Origin of the sequence: Psychroserpens sp. AS72 (genome assembly GCF_038900375.1) — a bacterium.
Lineage (GTDB): Bacteria > Bacteroidota > Bacteroidia > Flavobacteriales > Flavobacteriaceae > Psychroserpens.
In genome coordinates, this window is record NZ_JBBMRC010000003.1 from 251,904 (window position 1) to 268,846 (window position 16,943).

General features: G+C 32.5%; 18 protein-coding genes. 11 read left to right on the top strand and 7 right to left on the bottom strand.

Annotation, left to right across the window (positions count from 1 at the left end):
* The first annotated feature begins 12 nt into the window (after positions 1-12).
* Together WNY78_RS07320 and WNY78_RS07325 are read left to right on the top strand one after the other, a co-directional pair.
* The gene (locus tag WNY78_RS07320; protein WP_342872545.1) at positions 13-2,490 is read left to right on the top strand and encodes a carboxypeptidase-like regulatory domain-containing protein; all 2,478 of its coding nucleotides are present in this window, start codon (positions 13-15) and stop codon (positions 2,488-2,490) included.
* Positions 2,491-3,435 (top strand): hypothetical protein, encoded by a 945-nt coding sequence (locus WNY78_RS07325; protein ID WP_342872546.1) that lies wholly within the window; start codon positions 2,491-2,493, stop codon positions 3,433-3,435.
* On the opposite strand, the gene WNY78_RS07330 is transcribed toward WNY78_RS07325, so the two are convergent.
* Positions 3,432-4,577, bottom strand: coding sequence for a cysteine desulfurase family protein (locus tag WNY78_RS07330; RefSeq protein WP_342872547.1), 1,146 nt, complete (start codon positions 4,575-4,577; stop codon positions 3,432-3,434). The genes WNY78_RS07325 and WNY78_RS07330 overlap by 4 nt on opposite strands.
* Before the next feature lie 133 nt (positions 4,578-4,710).
* Here WNY78_RS07330 and WNY78_RS07335 point away from each other — a divergent pair, with 133 nt between their 5' ends.
* Positions 4,711-5,607 (top strand): hypothetical protein, encoded by an 897-nt coding sequence (locus tag WNY78_RS07335; RefSeq protein WP_342872548.1) that lies wholly within the window; start codon positions 4,711-4,713, stop codon positions 5,605-5,607.
* On the opposite strand, the gene WNY78_RS07340 is transcribed toward WNY78_RS07335, so the two are convergent.
* Together WNY78_RS07340 and WNY78_RS07345 are read right to left on the bottom strand one after the other, a co-directional pair.
* Positions 5,604-6,155 (bottom strand): Smr/MutS family protein, encoded by a 552-nt coding sequence (locus WNY78_RS07340; protein WP_342872549.1) that lies wholly within the window; start codon positions 6,153-6,155, stop codon positions 5,604-5,606. The two genes, WNY78_RS07335 and WNY78_RS07340, sit on opposite strands and share 4 nt — an antisense overlap.
* On the bottom strand, positions 6,155-6,346 hold the full coding sequence (locus WNY78_RS07345) for a hypothetical protein (RefSeq protein ID WP_342872550.1): 192 nt from the start codon (positions 6,344-6,346) through the stop codon (positions 6,155-6,157). Before WNY78_RS07345 ends, WNY78_RS07340 begins: the two co-directional genes overlap by 1 nt.
* Positions 6,347-6,461: 115 nt before the next feature.
* Between WNY78_RS07345 and WNY78_RS07350 the strand changes: the two genes are divergently transcribed.
* Genes WNY78_RS07350 through WNY78_RS07365 form a run of 4 tightly spaced genes read left to right on the top strand, consistent with a single transcriptional unit; the run spans position 6,462 to position 9,867 of the window.
* Positions 6,462-7,337, top strand: a complete 876-nt coding sequence (locus tag WNY78_RS07350) for a tail fiber domain-containing protein (RefSeq protein WP_342872551.1) — start codon at positions 6,462-6,464, stop codon at positions 7,335-7,337.
* Positions 7,338-7,359: 22 nt separating this feature from the next.
* On the top strand, positions 7,360-9,186 hold the full coding sequence (locus tag WNY78_RS07355) for a T9SS type A sorting domain-containing protein (protein ID WP_342872552.1): 1,827 nt from the start codon (positions 7,360-7,362) through the stop codon (positions 9,184-9,186).
* Positions 9,187-9,213: 27 nt separating this feature from the next.
* Positions 9,214-9,519 (top strand): DUF2752 domain-containing protein, encoded by a 306-nt coding sequence (locus WNY78_RS07360; RefSeq protein WP_342872553.1) that lies wholly within the window; start codon positions 9,214-9,216, stop codon positions 9,517-9,519.
* A gap of 9 nt (positions 9,520-9,528) precedes the next feature.
* Positions 9,529-9,867 carry a CCC motif membrane protein gene (locus tag WNY78_RS07365; RefSeq protein ID WP_321228083.1) on the top strand — a complete coding sequence of 113 codons (339 nt, stop codon included), beginning with the start codon at positions 9,529-9,531 and terminating at the stop codon, positions 9,865-9,867.
* A gap of 75 nt (positions 9,868-9,942) precedes the next feature.
* On the opposite strand, the gene rocD is transcribed toward WNY78_RS07365, so the two are convergent.
* Entirely contained in the window at positions 9,943-11,223 is a 1,281-nt protein-coding gene (gene rocD / locus WNY78_RS07370; RefSeq protein ID WP_342872554.1) for an ornithine--oxo-acid transaminase, read from the bottom strand.
* A gap of 212 nt (positions 11,224-11,435) precedes the next feature.
* Between rocD and WNY78_RS07375 the strand changes: the two genes are divergently transcribed.
* The gene (locus WNY78_RS07375; RefSeq protein ID WP_342872555.1) at positions 11,436-12,602 is read left to right on the top strand and encodes a mechanosensitive ion channel; all 1,167 of its coding nucleotides are present in this window, start codon (positions 11,436-11,438) and stop codon (positions 12,600-12,602) included.
* A gap of 62 nt (positions 12,603-12,664) precedes the next feature.
* On the opposite strand, the gene WNY78_RS07380 is transcribed toward WNY78_RS07375, so the two are convergent.
* Genes WNY78_RS07380 through WNY78_RS07390 form a run of 3 tightly spaced genes read right to left on the bottom strand, consistent with a single transcriptional unit; the run spans position 12,665 to position 14,114 of the window.
* Positions 12,665-13,045 carry a DUF6768 family protein gene (locus WNY78_RS07380; RefSeq protein WP_342872556.1) on the bottom strand — a complete coding sequence of 127 codons (381 nt, stop codon included), beginning with the start codon at positions 13,043-13,045 and terminating at the stop codon, positions 12,665-12,667.
* Entirely contained in the window at positions 13,035-13,586 is a 552-nt protein-coding gene (locus tag WNY78_RS07385) for an RNA polymerase sigma factor (protein ID WP_342872557.1), read from the bottom strand. The genes WNY78_RS07380 and WNY78_RS07385 overlap by 11 nt, the downstream gene beginning before the upstream one ends.
* Complete coding sequence (locus WNY78_RS07390) at positions 13,587-14,114, bottom strand: hypothetical protein (protein WP_342872558.1); 528 nt, start codon at positions 14,112-14,114, stop codon at positions 13,587-13,589.
* A gap of 106 nt (positions 14,115-14,220) precedes the next feature.
* Here WNY78_RS07390 and rlmD point away from each other — a divergent pair, with 106 nt between their 5' ends.
* Genes rlmD through WNY78_RS07405 form a run of 3 tightly spaced genes read left to right on the top strand, consistent with a single transcriptional unit; the run spans position 14,221 to position 16,943 of the window.
* Positions 14,221-15,633 carry a 23S rRNA (uracil(1939)-C(5))-methyltransferase RlmD gene (rlmD, locus tag WNY78_RS07395; protein WP_342872559.1) on the top strand — a complete coding sequence of 471 codons (1,413 nt, stop codon included), beginning with the start codon at positions 14,221-14,223 and terminating at the stop codon, positions 15,631-15,633.
* A 7-nt stretch (positions 15,634-15,640) separates the two neighbouring features.
* Complete coding sequence (locus tag WNY78_RS07400; protein ID WP_342872560.1) at positions 15,641-16,225, top strand: DUF6452 family protein; 585 nt, start codon at positions 15,641-15,643, stop codon at positions 16,223-16,225.
* Entirely contained in the window at positions 16,191-16,943 is a 753-nt protein-coding gene (locus WNY78_RS07405; protein ID WP_342872561.1) for a DUF6048 family protein, read from the top strand. Before WNY78_RS07400 ends, WNY78_RS07405 begins: the two co-directional genes overlap by 35 nt.

Genomic DNA, 16,943 nt, shown 5'->3' on the forward strand with positions numbered 1-16,943 from the left:
AAAAACAACCTTTTGAAGCTATACATCACACTACTTATTGCCTTTATTGGCTTTTCTTACTTCGGAAATTCGCAAACTGCAACCATTAGAGGTGTCATTCTTGATGATGCTAATAAACCAATCTCAGCAGTAAGCATTAAAGCTGGTAGCGACGGTACAACCACCAATGACAACGGATTTTTTATTTTAAAAATTCCAGCAAACAAAGACATAACTATTGAATTTACACATATAGGACATAAACGAGTTGAGGCAAAATTCAATTTAAAAAACGGTCAGGAGATAGAGTTCAATCCTGTGATGAGTGTTGAGATTGAACAAATAGCAGCAGTAGTCATTAATACAAATACGCGACAAAAAGTAGATGGAGTTGTCACTATTACTCCAGAAATCATTAGAACCGTAAAAGGCGCTCAACCAGGTGTTGAGAATTTATTAAAAACGCTTCCAGGTGTAAATATATCAAATGAATTGAGTACGCAATACTCTGTTCGTGGAGGGAATTTTGACGAAAATCTTGTGTATGTGAATGAAATTGAAATTTACAGACCGTTTTTAATTCGTTCTGGTCAACAGGAAGGCTTGAGTTTTGTCAATACAGATTTGGTTCAAAATGTGGATTTCTCTGCTGGTGGATTTCAGGCTAAATATGGAGATAAATTGTCTTCTGTTTTAGATATTACATATCGTAATCCTAACAGTTTTGGGATTCGCGCGGATGCAAGTTTATTAGGTGGAAGCATTGCTGCCGAAGCTGTGAGTAAGGATTCTAAATTATCAGGTATTATTGGTTTACGCTACAGAGATAATAGTTTGTTGTTGAATTCGCTGGAGACTGAAACCAATGTAAGGCCTGTTTTTGCTGATGCTCAAACGTACTTAACGTATAAATTTAGTGATAAATTTCATCTTAATTTCCTCGGAAATATCTCACTCAACAAATATACGTTTCAACCAAAAAATCGTCAAACTAACTTTGGAACACTAGATGAACCTGTTGCGCTTTTAGTGAATTATGACGGACAAGAACAAGATCAATACCTTACTAATTTTGGTGCTTTTAAAGCCAGTTATTTCGCAACAGAAGACTTTACACTTAAATTAATTGCTTCTGCATATCACACTACTGAAGAAGAATATTTTGACATTTTAGCGCGCTATAGACTTGGAGAAGTAAACAGTAATATTGGTGATGAGAATTTGGGTGAAGTAGAATTTTCCGAAGGTATTGGATCTCAGCTTACACATGCTCGTAATGATTTGGATGCATTGATTTTTAATCTAGAACATAAAGGTGATTATAAAATTGATGATGAAACCACATTAGAATGGTCTGTTAAATATACGCATGAAGATATACGCGATCGTCAAGTAGAATGGGAAGTTATTGATAGTGCAGGATTTTCGGTACGACCTCCTATTTTTGATGTTTCTAATAATCAACCTTACGAGCCTTTTGAAGGTCCTTTGGTCGCTTTTCAAAATGTAAGAGCGACAAATGCTGTTCAAATTGATAGATTTCAAGCTTATGCTCAATGGAGCAAACGTACAATGCTTGGCAACAACGAAGTATTTTATAATGCTGGTGTGAGAGTTCATAATTGGACTGTAAATAGCGATGTGCCAAATCAGGATGGTGTGTCTTCATCTACACAGACAGTTTTTAGTCCGAGAGCACAATTTGCTATAAAACCAGATTGGGAAAAGGATATGTTGTTTAGAGTTGCAGGTGGTATATATTACCAACCGCCTTTTTATCGTGAGTTGAGAGATTCTTCAGGAACAGTACAACCAGATGTGAAAGCGCAAAAGTCGTTTCATTTGGTAGTAGGAAATGAATATAGTTTCAAAATTTGGGATCGTCCATTTAAGCTCGTTTCCGAAGCCTATTATAAAGGAATGACTGATGTAAATCCTTATACCCTTGAAAATGTAAGAATTCGTTATAGAGCAAAAAACAACGCAACAGCCTATGCTTATGGTGTTGACTTTCGTTTAAATGGAGAATTTGTTCCAGGTACAGAAAGCTGGTTTAGTTTTGGGTATTTAAAAACTGAAGAAAATATTGAAGATCGAGGTTATATTGCAAGACCAACAGATCAACGATTGAAATTTGGGATTTTATTTCAGGATTATGTGCCAAATATTCCAGATCTTAAAATGTATTTAAACTTGGTGTACAACACTGGAGTTCCTGGAGGTTCACCTAGTTATGCAGATCCTTATGATTTTCAAACACGATTACGTGATTACAGACGAGCAGATTTAGGGATTTCTTATGTTCTTGTAGATCACAACAAAGTGTATACTTCTAAATGGAAACAGAAATTTAAAGAATTATCTTTAGGTGTGGAGATTTTTAATATGTTTAATGCACAAAATACGATAACCAATACTTGGGTAAGAGATGTGTATAGCAAGCGTCAATTTGCGATTCCTAACTTTTTAACACCTCGTGTTTTTAATGTGAGATTGAGCGCTAAGTTTTAGATGAAAAAGCTAATATTTCTTTTTAGTTTATTTCTTTTTGTGTTATCCACTTCTGCGCAACCTAACTCATTAAAAAAATCTATTGACGAATTAAATACATATTTAAGTGTTTATGACTCGCTTAGTTCACATGGCGAACATTATTATACACCAAAACTTCTAAAGTTAACTCATCAAGATCTGATTAAAGAATTTGGAGAGCCTTTAAAACACATTGATTCTCTTGAAACCTTTGAATCCATTGGGATTATTCAAAGTAAAATTGATAAATTATTGCGACAAGTTTTAATTCATGAAAAAGCAAATACATTTGATTTTAAAAATTCATTTCACGAAAATTTGAGTGTTGTGGTATCTGATGATAATAAGCTTTTTAATTTCTCAATAGATGGCAAGTCTGGCGGATCATATCAGAGTCGAATATCTTGGATATATTACTTAAACGAAAGTATATTTAATGAATATCCTGTTCATGACATTTGGGATTTTAGAGAACAGGAAACACCTACAATTTTTGAAGGTAATGGCTATTTCAAGATAGATACTTTTACAGCGTTAAATTCTGTTTATTATTTGCTACATGGAAGCGTAAGAACTTGTGGTGCTTGCTACGTGGATTATGTCACTTTGGTACATTTTGATAAAGGCGATTTTGAATTAGATTTTGAATATGCTATAGACTCAAGAGATTACGACGAGAAAATAGTCTTTGACAAAGACTCTAAAACGCTTACTATACAATATGTTACAGATGATCTTTCTGAAGATTGTTTTTGTTCAAATGAAGAATATCAAACCTATTGGACTGATGGAAAAACAAAGGATGAATTATTTAACGATGATGAGACATTAAAAGAACAATCATGTAGTTGTATATTCAAATTTAATGGTAAAACTTTTGAGCTCACAAATCGTAATGCCGAATTTTTAAAAACAAAAGATTAATCTTCAACAAACTCCTTTAAAACATCAATCAAATAATCCACTTCGTCTTTAGTGTTATAATGACTAAATGAAAAACGAACAGATGGTTTTTGTAAATCGTTTTCGCTTAATATCTCAGTAAGCACGTGTGAGTTTTGAGAACTTCCACTTTGACAAGCACTTCCCTTTGAACACGCAATACCCTTTAAATCTAATTGAAAATGTAGCATATTTGCTTTCGCTTCGGAAATTGGCAAACACACATTTATTAACGTGTAAGTACTTTTCTCCATATCACCAGATTGACCGTTAAAGCTAACATTTGGAAACACAGATTGTAATCGGTCAATACAATACCATTTTATGGCTTTGATGTGTTGACTTTCGGTTTCTAGATTTTTGTATGACATGGCTAAAGCTTCATCCATACCAACGATATTGTGAATAGATTCTGTTCCAGCTCGTAAGCCTCGCTCCTGCTCTCCTCCAAAGATTGTCGCTCTGAGTCCGCTATTTTTCCGAAGAAAAACAAATCCTACACCTTTTGGTCCATGAAATTTATGTGCACTTGCTGCGAGATAATCAATTGGAATGTCCTGCAAATCTAATTTATAGTGTCCAACAGATTGAACCGTGTCACTATGAAAAAGAGCATTATTTGATTTGCATAAATTTGCAACTTTTTTGAGTTCTAAAGTATTACCAATCTCATTATTAATATGCATCAACGTCACAAGTTGCTTTGCGTCTTTTTGCAATAGTGATTCTAACTGCAATAAATCAATATCACCATTGGCATTTACATCCAAATACGTAACATCAATATCATACTCAACTTTAAGTTGATCTATAGCATGAAGAATGGCGTGATGCTCAATTTTTGTTGTAATTATTTCTGTAACACCTAAATCTCTTACAGCACTTCTCAGTACCAAGTTATCTGCTTCTGTACCACCAGATGTGAATACTATTTCGGCTGCTGACACATTAAAATGTGATGCAATACGTTTTCTAGATAATTCAATTAAAGATTTAGATTGCCTACCGTAACTATGTGTAGACGATGGGTTTCCGAAATTTAACCTCATGACTTCACTCATTTTATCAATGACGTTATCACGAATTGAAGTTGTTGCAGCATTATCAAAATAAACAGTTTTCATACCTCACCTAATTGTCCTGCAAAGATGCAACATTATGAGCATTTTTAAAACAATCATCCTATGCTATCAAAATTATTTGTTAATCCCAACAGTTAAACTCTCAAATCTTTTATTTTTGTTTAAAAATACTACGATGCGTAATTTATTATATCTCTTTTTAATTGGATTGGTTGCTTTATCTTGTGATGATGGTGATGTGTTTGAGGTGACATTAGATTTTGATGATGTTGCATTAGAAACTTGTGGAAGTTTGGTTTTTTATAAAGCTAAAGACAGTCCTCCAGAAACATTATCAATTCAATTAAACAATAGAACTTTTGAAGAAATGTTAGACGTTGATGATGACAATATATTTACTCAAACATTTGAGTTTTCCTCAAGCTCAAATTCTTTTAATTACAGAACTTATGCAAGTGAGCCAGATAACGTGTTTTGTAATGATATTCCTCCTGCAGATTTAGATATTCTAACAGATGCTGAAAGTGATTCAGGTCGAGCTATCTTGACCACTATATTAGTTGAGGATGACGATGATGGTATTCCTGCCGAACTTGAAGATATCAATCAAAATGGCGACTTAGAAGATGATGATACAGATAATGATGGTATCCCAAATTATCTTGATGTAGATGATGATGGTGATAATGTTTACACAGCTTCTGAAGGTGTAAATTATACAACAGCAGATGGTCTAACTAATGCTTTAGATACTGATAATGATGGTATTCCTAATTACTTAGATAATGATGATGATGGCGATTTGGTTTTAACTAGAAATGAAGAAAATTTTACACCAGATAACAATCCTCAAAACGACGTAACAGATCCTAACGTTGGAGCCGATTATTTAAATATTGATGTAAGTACTACTGTAGAAGCAACAGAGTATAGAGTACATGTTATTAAGCAGACCTATACGACTTCTATAGAAATAGAAAGTATACAGCTTCCAAACTTAACTCAGGATAATTTTAGTTTTGGAGAAATAATCACAACAGATACTAGAACTGGTGCACCAGTATTCAACTAATCTTTGACATTTTTATAAATGTATACCTCAGTAGCACCTAAACCATATTTTTGGTAATCTGCTTCGTAAAATTTCACATTATCATAACGACCAAAAAGATAATCTAATTCGGCTTTAAGCACACCTTCACCTACACCATGTATAAACACTACTTTTTGTATGCGTTTTTTAATAGCAAATTCTAACTTATACCTTGCAGTATCTAATTGAAGATTAAGCATTTCATAATTACTCATATGCTTATTAGATGTTGTGATTTGATGAATATGCAAATCGACTTCCATTGCAGGTAGTGTACGATCTTTTGGTTTTACTTTTATAGATTTATGCTTGTGCGAGGTTTCCTTTTCGTTAATAACGCTTTTAACATCAATATCTGTGAACAATTGAGACGTTAAGGACTTGGTTTTTATGACTTCGGAAGACAAGAACTCCATATCAAAGCCATCATCTGTTTCAATAACAATCGTCTCTCCTACTATTTTAGAAATAACACCATTAATATCTTCATCTAAAACGGAAACAGAATCACCTATTTTAAATTTCATTATACATTATTTTGATGTTCATCCTCTTGATCTTTCTTGCTAGGAATATTTCTAGAAATACTATACACTCCTAGCATCAAAATTACGATTCCAGCGATAAGAATAAATTGGTTTTGATCTGCTTTGGCTTGTGCATAAATTGCTATAAATCCGCCAATTATAATTAAAATATAACTGATTTTTCTACTCATAGGTTAAAGTTAACGAAGAAATTTCACGATTCATCGAAATTACTTATAATATTCAAATATCTAAAATAACTTGTAGGAAATTATCATTATTTTTATTTAAACTAATCTATTCAAAATGAAAAAGTTAATCTACCTCAAACAAATTATGTTATTTTTTGCACTAGTAAATTTCAATTTATTTCATGCACAAGTTGGTGTAGGTACTACTACTCCAGCTTATACTTTTGAAGTTGTCAATAATGGCAATATTGGAGCTACTGCATTAGCAGTTAGTGCAAATTCAGGTACTGATGGAGTAGCACTTGGTGCATATAATGAATCAGATGCAAATGCATACAATCCTATAGAAGGAGTTACTTTTTATGAAGGAACTGCTTTTACACCTGCTGGTGTTTTTGGATTAGGAATTTATGGTGGAGCTGGAAATTATAATACTATAGGTGTTTATGGATCGAGTAACGAATGGCAAGGAACTGGAATTATAGGTACACGCTTTAATAGTGGTGGTGGAAATACAGGATGGGGAGGACAGTTTTATAATGATTTAGGATACACAGGCTTTTTTGGTGCTATTTCAGATGTTCGAACAAAAAAAGATATATCTCCAATAAATAATGCCATAAGCATCATAAATAAATTAAACCCAGTTACATATTTTTTTGATTTAGACAAATACCCAAGTATGGGATTAAATGAAGAATTGGAATATGGCTTTATTGCTCAGGAAGTTAGAGAGACCCTTCCTGAAATTACTCGAATTAAGAATTTTAATACTCAAGCGTCAGTAAAACTAAAAGCTAATCAAGGTATTGAGAATAAAAATGAAACTTTTGTGGCAATAGATTACACAAGAATTATACCTATATTAACAAAAGCTGTTCAAGAACAACAAACTATCATCATCAATCAAAATTCAAAAATTCAAGACCTAGAAGCTAAATTATTACTTTTAGAATCTAAAGTGAATGATATTATTGAGAGTCAAAACTAGTTAATCAATTAATTCCTCCATTATGAAAAAATTGTACGCCCTCACAATAATAATTTTAATAACGTCTTTTAGTTTTGCACAATTAACAGTTCGCAACAATGCTTATATTTTTGTTGATGGTGCAGGTTTTAATGATATATCTGGCGCTACTCCTCTATTTGTTACTGATGAGATTAACTTAATTGAAGCCACTAGTAAGATCTATTTACGTAACGAAGCACAGTTAATTCAGGGTAATACGGTTTCAACAAATTCTGGTATTGGTGAACTTAGTGTTTACCAAACTGGAACTGCAAATACATTTGCCTATAATTATTGGTGTTCTCCAATTGGAAACAACTCAGCCTCTTCAGGTAATGAAGCTAGTAGAGTTGATTTAATTGATGGATCAACAGGATTAATTTCTAGTAATGACGCTCTTTTCACAACAGGTTATGATGGTACTGCTTCTCCATTAACTATTTCTAGTAGATGGTTATACTCTTATGTCGTCTCAGATTTATATGCAGATTGGATTGTATTAAACTCAAACTCTCCAATCCAAACAGGTTTAGGTTTTACTATGAAAGGAATTGGTGGTGGAGGCCAATTATATGATTTTAGAGGTAAACCAAATAACGGAACGATAACCAATAGTGTTTTAGCAGATAACTTTACTTTAATTGGTAACCCATATCCTTCTGCAATTGATGCATTACTTTTAATTCACGATCCTCAGAATACAAATATTGCTGTATCTCCTGGACTTCCTGAATATGCTCCAACAACAACTGGTGTATTATATTATTGGGAACAAACACCAACAACTCATACTACAGCAGATTATGTAGGTGGTTATGGTGCTTATACAATTTCAGCTGGAGGCGTAGAGACTTTTTCGTTTCCTACATTTTACGGTTATGATGATCAAGGTAATGCGGTACCTACACCTCCAGGACCTGGTCCATCTAAAGTAGCCAGACGTTATATTCCTATTGGTCAAGGATTTATGGTTGAAGGTGCAGCTGGCTCTGGGTCTAATTTAATATATGTTAAAAATGAGCATCGCGTATTTGCAAAAGAATCAAGTGGTAATAGTGTTTTCTTTAGAAATGATAATGAAAACGAAGCTAATTTAGATATACCAGTAACTCAGTATAACGAGTTAGGATTAAATATAGTGCCTAGTGATTTTAAACGTTTTAGATTAAATATCAATTTTAATCAAGATTTCACTAGACAATTAGTGCAAAATTTCCATAATACAGCAACAGACGGTTTTGATTATGGTTTAGAAGCACCAAGCTCTGATGATTCTCCAACAGATGCATCATGGACACAAGACGATGAAGACTATGTAATTCAAGCACATGCATTTGATATCGAAAAAAGAATACCTGTTGTTATTAAAGCTGAAAACCAACAACCCATAGAATTTAGCATCTTTGATGTTCAAAATTTTGACACCTCTCAACCCATCTATGTTCATGATATCGAAAACGAAATCTATGTAGATTTAAGAGAACAAAATTATAACATCAATCTTCCTGCTGGCAATTTTACAAACCGATTTGAAATCACATTCCAAACTTCAGAAACACTTGATGTTAATGAAATTACTGATGAAGATTTTCAAGTATTTCAAAACACTAAAAATTCAGAGTTAACAGTTTTAAACCCAAATAGTTTAGATATTAAATCTGTCACACTTTTTGACGTATCAGGTAAATTAGTATTAGATTCTGAAAACTTAGGTACTGAAAATGAATTTCGTTTTTCTACTAAATCATTTAGTCAAGGTGTTTATGTAGCTACAGTTACCGTTGATAATAACCAAGCTATCTCTAAAAAGGTTGTAATCAAAAACTAGTCGTTAGATAATTATTTTGCTACTTTTGTGAGACTTATATCAAACTATATGATGTCTCCTGAAGACTACATGCTTCCTTGTATTAATAAAAAAATCTTAGGCTTTGAGTGTATGGGTTGTGGTGGTCAACGTGCACTATCTTTACTATATCATGGAGAATTTATTGCAGCATTTAAAATGTATCCAGCAATTTATCCATTAATTATACTGTTTCTTTTTATAGGTTTAAATTTTTTCTTTAAATTTAAAAATGGTAGTAGAATTATAAGTATTTTGGCTATCATATCTATCGTAATGATATTAACTAACTTTATTCTAAAACTAATCAATTAAATTTTACAAATGGAAAATCAAAAATTACCTAATGCAACCATAAGTATGGTTCTTGCAATTTTATCATTCATCGGCTGTTGTTGTACAAACGGTATTGGCGGACTAGTATTATCTGGTGTTGCTTTATTTCTAGTTAAAAAAGATGAAAAAACGTATGCTGAAAACCCAGAATTATATAGTAACTTTCAACAAGTTAAAACAGCAAAAATCATTGCTATTATTGGCTTAGTATTAAGTGCTATTATTGTTTTAGTGTTAATATATTTATTGGCAACAGGTCAATATGAAGAAATGACACAACAGTACATGAACATGATTGAAGACATGCAACAGCAACAAAATCAATAGTACTTAAAAGGTACTTAACAAAAAAAACCTCAATAGAAATATTGAGGTTTTTTATTTTGATGTACTTCGGAAATTTTAAGTTTCAAACTGCTTTAACGTTTTTACAATGATAGATACACAATCTAACAATTGCTCTTTAGTCATTACTAAAGGTGGTGCAAAACGAATAATGTTTCCGTGAGTTGGTTTTGCTAACAATCCGTTGTCACGTAATGCCATACAAATATTCCAAGCTGTATCACTATCTTCATCGTCATTAATGACAATAGCATTTAACAAACCTTTACCTCTTACAAGGTTTACAATAGGACTTGTTTCAATATATTTTTGCAATTCACTTCTAAACAATTCTCCTAATTGAAAAGCTTGCTCTGCCAAATCTTCGTCTCTAACCACTTCTAAAGCTGCTATTGCAACTGCTGCTGCAATTGGATTTCCTCCAAAAGTACTTCCATGATTTCCTGGTCTAATTACATTCATAATTGGATCGTTAGCTAAAACTGCACTTACAGGATAAGCACCTCCAGATAGAGCTTTACCAAGAATCAAAATATCTGGTTTTACTTCTGGTGTACCAGAGCAATTTTTATCTGAGCAACTACAATTTCCGCAGGTAGCCAATAAACGACCTGTTCTTGCGATTCCTGTTTGTACTTCATCTGCAATAAACAAAACATTATGTTGTTCACACAGCGCTTTTGCTTTTGCTAAATACCCTTCGCTAGGCACGTAAACTCCAGCTTCACCTTGAATAGGCTCAACCAAGAATCCAGCAACATTCTTATTATTTTCTAAAGCATCTTCTAACGCTTTTAGATTATCATATTCAATTTTTATAAATCCGTCAGTATATGGTCCAAAGTTTTTTCTGGCAACAGGATCATTACTAAACGAGATAATTGTTGTTGTTCTTCCGTGGAAATTATTCTCACACACGATGATTTCAGCTTTATTCTCATCAATACCTTTAACTTCATAAGCCCATTTTCTACAAATTTTCAAAGCTGTCTCAACGGCTTCGGCTCCTGTATTCATTGGTAATAATTTGTCAAAGTTGAAATACTCAGATGCATATTTCTCATACTTCCCAAGCACATCATTATAAAATGCTCTTGACGTTAAGCTCAAAGTTTGCGCTTGCTTTGTCATTGCATCCACGATTTTAGGATGACAATGCCCTTGATTGACAGCAGAATAAGCAGATAGGAAGTCATAATACTTCTTACCTTCTACATCCCAAACAAACACACCTTCTCCTCTACTCAGTACTACTGGAAGTGGATGGTAATTGTGTGCACCATACTTGTTTTCTAAATCTATCGCTTGTTGCGAAGTTAATTGGTCTAAAACAGCCATTTTAATTTTGTTTTAAATTAATAAAATAACCATTCCTTCATCACCTTTATTCTTTCAGAGAAGCTGAAAAAGCAGCGTGGGAGAGAAATCATCCCTAGACTCGCAAATTAAGAAATTATAATTGCTATGAAAAATGAAAACCATAATTATGTGTCTTTTTAAAGAATTGTGTGTCCTATTTATAATTAACATAAACTAACACACTTTTAACTATGGACTATTTACTACAACTTTTAGACAAACTTACTGCATCCTTTGGAGATAACCTCTCAAGCGTAATTAGTGCAATTTTAATCATTATTATTGGATGGTTTATTGCTGGGTTTTTAAAACGAATAATCTCAAAACTTATTAAAAAAACAGGTGTAGATGATAAGCTAAAAAACAATAAAATAAATATTTCATCATTTGTAGGGAAGCTTTTATATTTCTTAGTTATGATTTTCGTATTTATGTTAGCCTTAGAAAAACTAGGATTAACCGATGTACTTGAACCGTTAAAGAACTTACTCAATGGGTTTACAAATTACATCCCAAATATTATTGGAGCAGGTTTAGTTGCCTATATTGGTTATATGCTTGCTACTATTGTATCTCAACTTGTAGAATTATCTGGAGATACCATCAATAAATTAGTGCCTAAATATAAATTACCCGAAAACATTGATCTCGTTAAAGTATTAAAGAAGGTTGTTTTTATCTTCATTTTTATTCCTTTATTAATATCTGCTTTTCATATTTTAGATATGAGAGCAATTTCTGATCCAGCAACAAGTATGCTTACATCATTCTTTGAAGCGATTCCTAAAATAGTTGTAGCTACTATAATTATCATCATATTTGTTTTTGTTGGAAAATTTGTATCACAACTATTAAAAGATTTATTAGATAATTTAAACCTAAACAGTTTAGCTGATAAAATGAATATTTCAGAATATATAGGAACTAAAAACATAGCGTCACTTATTTCAAAGATAGCTTACGCATTCATCGTTATTTTTGGAATGCTTACCGCTTTTGAAAAATTAGAATTCACACAACTCACAAATATATTAGATACTGTTATTGCATATGCAGGTAAAATTATATTTGGTATTGCTATTGTTGGTATTGGATTACTTGTTGCTAACTTATTTACTAAAGCTTTAAATAGTAAAAACAATCCGTTTGTAGTATCTATTGTTAAGATTAGTATTATCGCTATTTTCTTAGCTATTGGGTTACGTTCAATGGGAATTGCAGATGAGATAGTAAACCTAGCATTTGGGATTACTTTAGGAACAGTAGCATTAACTATTGTACTATCATTTGGTTTAGGTGGACGAGAAGCTGCTGGTAAACAGATGAGTAAAATTCTTGAAAAATTTAATACTAAATAATAGTATCTACTTCATTTTTAAAACTGCTTAGTTGTTAACTAAGCAGTTTTTTTATGTCTAATTTATAATTTACTTGCCATTGACGAGACTTGCAACTCCAAACGTTTCATCTCTCTAAGAATCGCATTTTTATCCATTTGCATCCAAGCAAAAATCTTTAGCATACTTACACCAATCAAGAACACAAGACTACCAATTCCCCATTTAAGTAATTCATGTGTCTCTGTTGTATCAAAAAAATTGACCACACAATAAATAAAGAGTCCAAAGAAAATTAGTGTCATAATATTCATAAGAATTACAATCCACTTGTTCTTACCTGTAAACAGACCACCTATCATTCCTAAAACATTTTGTTCTTCAAGCTTGTCATAGAACTTTGCTTCTTCTTGGGTTAATGTATCTTTAATTAATTGATCGATATCTTCCATATTAGTTTTCATAATTATTGTCTTTTAATATTAATTTCAGTTTTTCTCTGGCATGAAACAGTCTTGATTTTGCTGTCCCAACAGATATGTTTAATAAGTCACTTATTTCTTTTAACGAATAATCTTCAGTATAAAAAAGTCTCACAATGATTTGTTGGTGCATTGGCAACTGTTGTATTGCTTTTAAGAGTGCTTTTTTAAGCGCTGTGTCTTCTTTATAATCATCATCTACTGCGACTTGTATAGTCTCAATTTTAGTTTCCTGTTTTCGATCCTTACTTTGTTGTCGTAAAACATCCAATGATTTATTATAAACAATACGTAATGCCCAACTTTTAAAACTTGATGGTTTTTCTAATGTATGTAACTTATCCATTATAGTTTGCCAGCTCTCTTGCGCTATATCTTTTGATGCAGCTGCATCTTTAACCATAAAATAGGCCTTTTTACAAAATTCAAAATGCCATCGTTTCACTAAACTAGCTATTGCTTTTTGGTCTCCAGCCTGATAAGCTTCAACAAGCATAGCATCTATATGTTTATCTTTTTTCAATTAGGCTGTTTTAGTTTTAATTACATTACGTTTATAATAGCCTCTTAAACATATGACCCAAAAATTGTAGTTTGTGTTTTTCTTCTCTCCTACCTTTTCGGCAGGCAAGTCCGAAAAGTGATGCTCTACGTTATCAAAGGCATCTTCAATTAAAGCATCATGTAACCAGCGAATTACAAATATCCACAGCAGACTAGCTTTGCATGTTGTGTTCATGGTAATGTTATGAGATATTTCTGTAGTAACTTCGGAAATAGCTGAAACATTCAACTCATGCGTTCCATTAAAACCCACAGGCTTTGAGAATTTGAATTTAATATGATGTCCTGCTTCAAATCCAATAATGGTATAACGAATTCGTCCGTGACCTCCTTTATTCCCAATCTTTAATCCCTCTTTAAATCGCATTGCTGGCCAATGTTGTGAAGGCCAGATTTGATCTTCAGTTGTTGCTAAGGTTTTGAATAATTGAGACACCTTTTCTACAGGTTGTTGAATAATACGTTTATGATTATTTGTGACTCTCATACCTTAAAGACGTAGAAAAATAAAAAAGGTTCATTTATTTTTGATGTTTTTTAAAGATAATTCTATTTCCCTATAGTTTATCTATGATGATTATTATTTTTGCATTATGGCAAGAAGCAAAAACAAACGACAGATTTTCGAGAATATCGAAGTTATAGATGCAGGTGCAAAAGGAAAAACTATTGGTAAAGCACCAGATGGTCGCGTCATTTTTTTACCAAACGCTGTTCCTGGAGACGTTGTAGATGTGCAAACCTTTAAAAAACGAAAGTCTTATTTTGAAGGAAAAGCCATAAAATTCCATACACTATCTGATAAAAGAACTACACCTCAATGTGAACACTTTGGTGTTTGTGGTGGTTGCAAATGGCAGGATATGGATTATAAATATCAGTTAGAATACAAACAAAAAGAGGTGACTAATAATTTGGTTCGTCTTGGTCATTTAGAATTACCAGAGGTCACTCCAATTCTTGGTTCGGCAGAACAGTACTTCTATCGTAACAAAATGGAGTTCTCATTTAGTGATAGTCGTTGGTTAACAATAGAAGAAGTTCAAAGTGATGAAGATTTAGGTGATAGAAATGCCTTAGGGTTTCATATTCCTGGTATGTGGGACAAAATTCTAGATATCAATAAATGTTGGTTACAAGCAGATCCTTCAAATGCGATTAGAAATGCTGTTAAAGAATTTTCGGTTGAGAACGGATTAGAATTCTTCAATACCAGAAACCAAACAGGATTGCTTCGTACCATGATGATTCGTACTTCAACAACTGGAGATTTAATGGTGATGATTCAGTTTTTTAAAGAAGATAAGGAAAAACGTGAATTATTACTCGATTTTCTAGCTGGCACATTTCTGCAGATCACATCATTACAATATGTGATTAACGGAAAAGCAAACGATACCATATATGATCAAGATGTTATTCTTTATAAAGGAGACGATCATATTTTTGAGGAAATGGAAGGCCTACGATTTAAAATCAACGCTAAATCATTTTACCAAACCAATTCTCATCAAGCTTATGAATTGTATAAAATAACGAGAAACTTTGCCGATTTAAAAGGTGATGAACTTGTTTACGATTTATATACAGGAACAGGAACTATAGCACAATTTGTTGCCAAAAAAGCAAAATTCGTGGTTGGTGTAGAAGCTGTTCCGGATGCGATTATTGCAGCAAAAGAAAATGCACAATTAAATGGTATAGAAAACGTTGACTTCTTTGTTGGTGACATGAAAAACGTTTTTAATGATGAGTTTATTTCTCAAAACGGACAACCAGATGTGATTATTACAGATCCTCCACGTGACGGAATGCATAAAGATGTTGTTAATCAAATATTAAATATTGCGCCAGAAAAAATAGTTTATGTAAGTTGTAACAGTGCAACACAAGCAAGAGATTTAGCGTTATTAAAAGATGTATATAAAATCACTAAAACTCAGGCTGTTGATATGTTTCCGCAAACACATCATGTGGAAAATGTTGTGCTTTTAGAAAAACGATAAATAGTCAATGAAAAAATATTTTATTTTAATAAGCTTTGTAGTTATTGTTATTACAAGCATTACTTTTTTAGGTTGCGAGCGCGATGATATTTGTTCTGAAGCGACATCAACTACACCACATTTAATCATTAGATTTTATGATATAGACAATCCCAATAATCTAAAGCAGGTTAGACAATTGGAAATTGTAGGATTAGATGAAAATGATATGCCATTGAGTGAAGACATATTAAGTAGAACTGAAACTGACTCCATAAATTTGCCTCTAAACTTTCAGGATCAGGATGTGATAACTACAACCCGATTTCAATTAGAAAAAAATGCAGATTATTCTGATGATGTTGATAGTGATGGTGAACAAGACTTAACTACAAGCTCAAATCCAGATATCATTTCTATAACATACACGCCAGAGTTTATTTATGTGTCAAGAGCTTGTGGTTATAAAAGTATTTTTAACCTAGATGAAACACAAGGCATCCAAAGAGATGGAAGTGCTCAAGGCGACGATGATACATGGATTACAAGTTTTGAAATAATTAATCAAACTATAGAAAATGAAAACGCAGCACAGATTATTATTTATCATTAATTTGATAATAGTGATGCTATTTTCTATAGCATCAAACGCTCAAATTGGAGATACAGAAAAACAAGCAGACACCTTAGTTTATAAGCAAAAATACGGACTACGATTAGGTGGAGACATTGGTAAAATAGCACGTTCTGTTATTGACAAAGAGTACACTGGTTTTGAGATTATTGGTGATTATAGATTAAGTAAAAAACTATATATCGCTGGAGAATTAGGTACAGAAGAACGTAGAATAGCTACAGATTTCTTAGACGTTACAGCAAAAGGAAGCTACTTTAAAGCAGGAATAGATTATAATACTTACACCAATTGGTTAGACATGCAAAATATGATCTATACTGGTTTTAGAGTTGGAGTGAGCACCTTTAGTCAGACTCAAAATCAATTTACCATTTATAACACAGATCAATATTGGAATAACCAATCTATAAACACTGATGCAATAGAATATAATGGCTTATCTGCAATATGGGCAGAATTAGTTATTGGTCTTAAAGCAGAATTGTTTACAAATTTGTACGCAGGACTTAATATTCAAATAAAAGCAATGGTATCCCAAGATCAACCTGTTGATTTTGAAAACTTGTACGTTCCTGGATTTAATAGAACCTATGATAGTGGTCGTTTCGGATTAGGTTTTGGCTACTCACTATCTTACTTAGTACCTATTTTTAAAAAGGATAAAAAAGTTGTTTTAGAAAAAGAAACAAATTAG

What these genes read in the sequence shown, in the direction of transcription:
- WNY78_RS07325 (WP_342872546.1), top strand. Translation starts at nt 2,491, where the DNA reads ATGAAAAAGCTAATATTTCTTTTTAGTTTATTTCTTTTTGTGTTATCC.
- WNY78_RS07330 (WP_342872547.1), bottom strand. Translation starts at nt 4,577, where the DNA reads ATGAAAACTGTTTATTTTGATAATGCTGCAACAACTTCAATTCGTGAT.
- WNY78_RS07335 (WP_342872548.1), top strand. Translation starts at nt 4,711, where the DNA reads ATGCGTAATTTATTATATCTCTTTTTAATTGGATTGGTTGCTTTATCT.
- WNY78_RS07340 (WP_342872549.1), bottom strand. Translation starts at nt 6,155, where the DNA reads ATGAAATTTAAAATAGGTGATTCTGTTTCCGTTTTAGATGAAGATATT.
- WNY78_RS07345 (WP_342872550.1), bottom strand. Translation starts at nt 6,346, where the DNA reads ATGAGTAGAAAAATCAGTTATATTTTAATTATAATTGGCGGATTTATA.
- WNY78_RS07350 (WP_342872551.1), top strand. Translation starts at nt 6,462, where the DNA reads ATGAAAAAGTTAATCTACCTCAAACAAATTATGTTATTTTTTGCACTA.
- WNY78_RS07355 (WP_342872552.1), top strand. Translation starts at nt 7,360, where the DNA reads ATGAAAAAATTGTACGCCCTCACAATAATAATTTTAATAACGTCTTTT.
- WNY78_RS07365 (WP_321228083.1), top strand. Translation starts at nt 9,529, where the DNA reads ATGGAAAATCAAAAATTACCTAATGCAACCATAAGTATGGTTCTTGCA.
- rocD (WP_342872554.1), bottom strand. Translation starts at nt 11,223, where the DNA reads ATGGCTGTTTTAGACCAATTAACTTCGCAACAAGCGATAGATTTAGAA.
- WNY78_RS07375 (WP_342872555.1), top strand. Translation starts at nt 11,436, where the DNA reads ATGGACTATTTACTACAACTTTTAGACAAACTTACTGCATCCTTTGGA.
- WNY78_RS07380 (WP_342872556.1), bottom strand. Translation starts at nt 13,045, where the DNA reads ATGAAAACTAATATGGAAGATATCGATCAATTAATTAAAGATACATTA.
- WNY78_RS07390 (WP_342872558.1), bottom strand. Translation starts at nt 14,114, where the DNA reads ATGAGAGTCACAAATAATCATAAACGTATTATTCAACAACCTGTAGAA.
- rlmD (WP_342872559.1), top strand. Translation starts at nt 14,221, where the DNA reads ATGGCAAGAAGCAAAAACAAACGACAGATTTTCGAGAATATCGAAGTT.
- WNY78_RS07400 (WP_342872560.1), top strand. Translation starts at nt 15,641, where the DNA reads ATGAAAAAATATTTTATTTTAATAAGCTTTGTAGTTATTGTTATTACA.
- WNY78_RS07405 (WP_342872561.1), top strand. Translation starts at nt 16,191, where the DNA reads ATGAAAACGCAGCACAGATTATTATTTATCATTAATTTGATAATAGTG.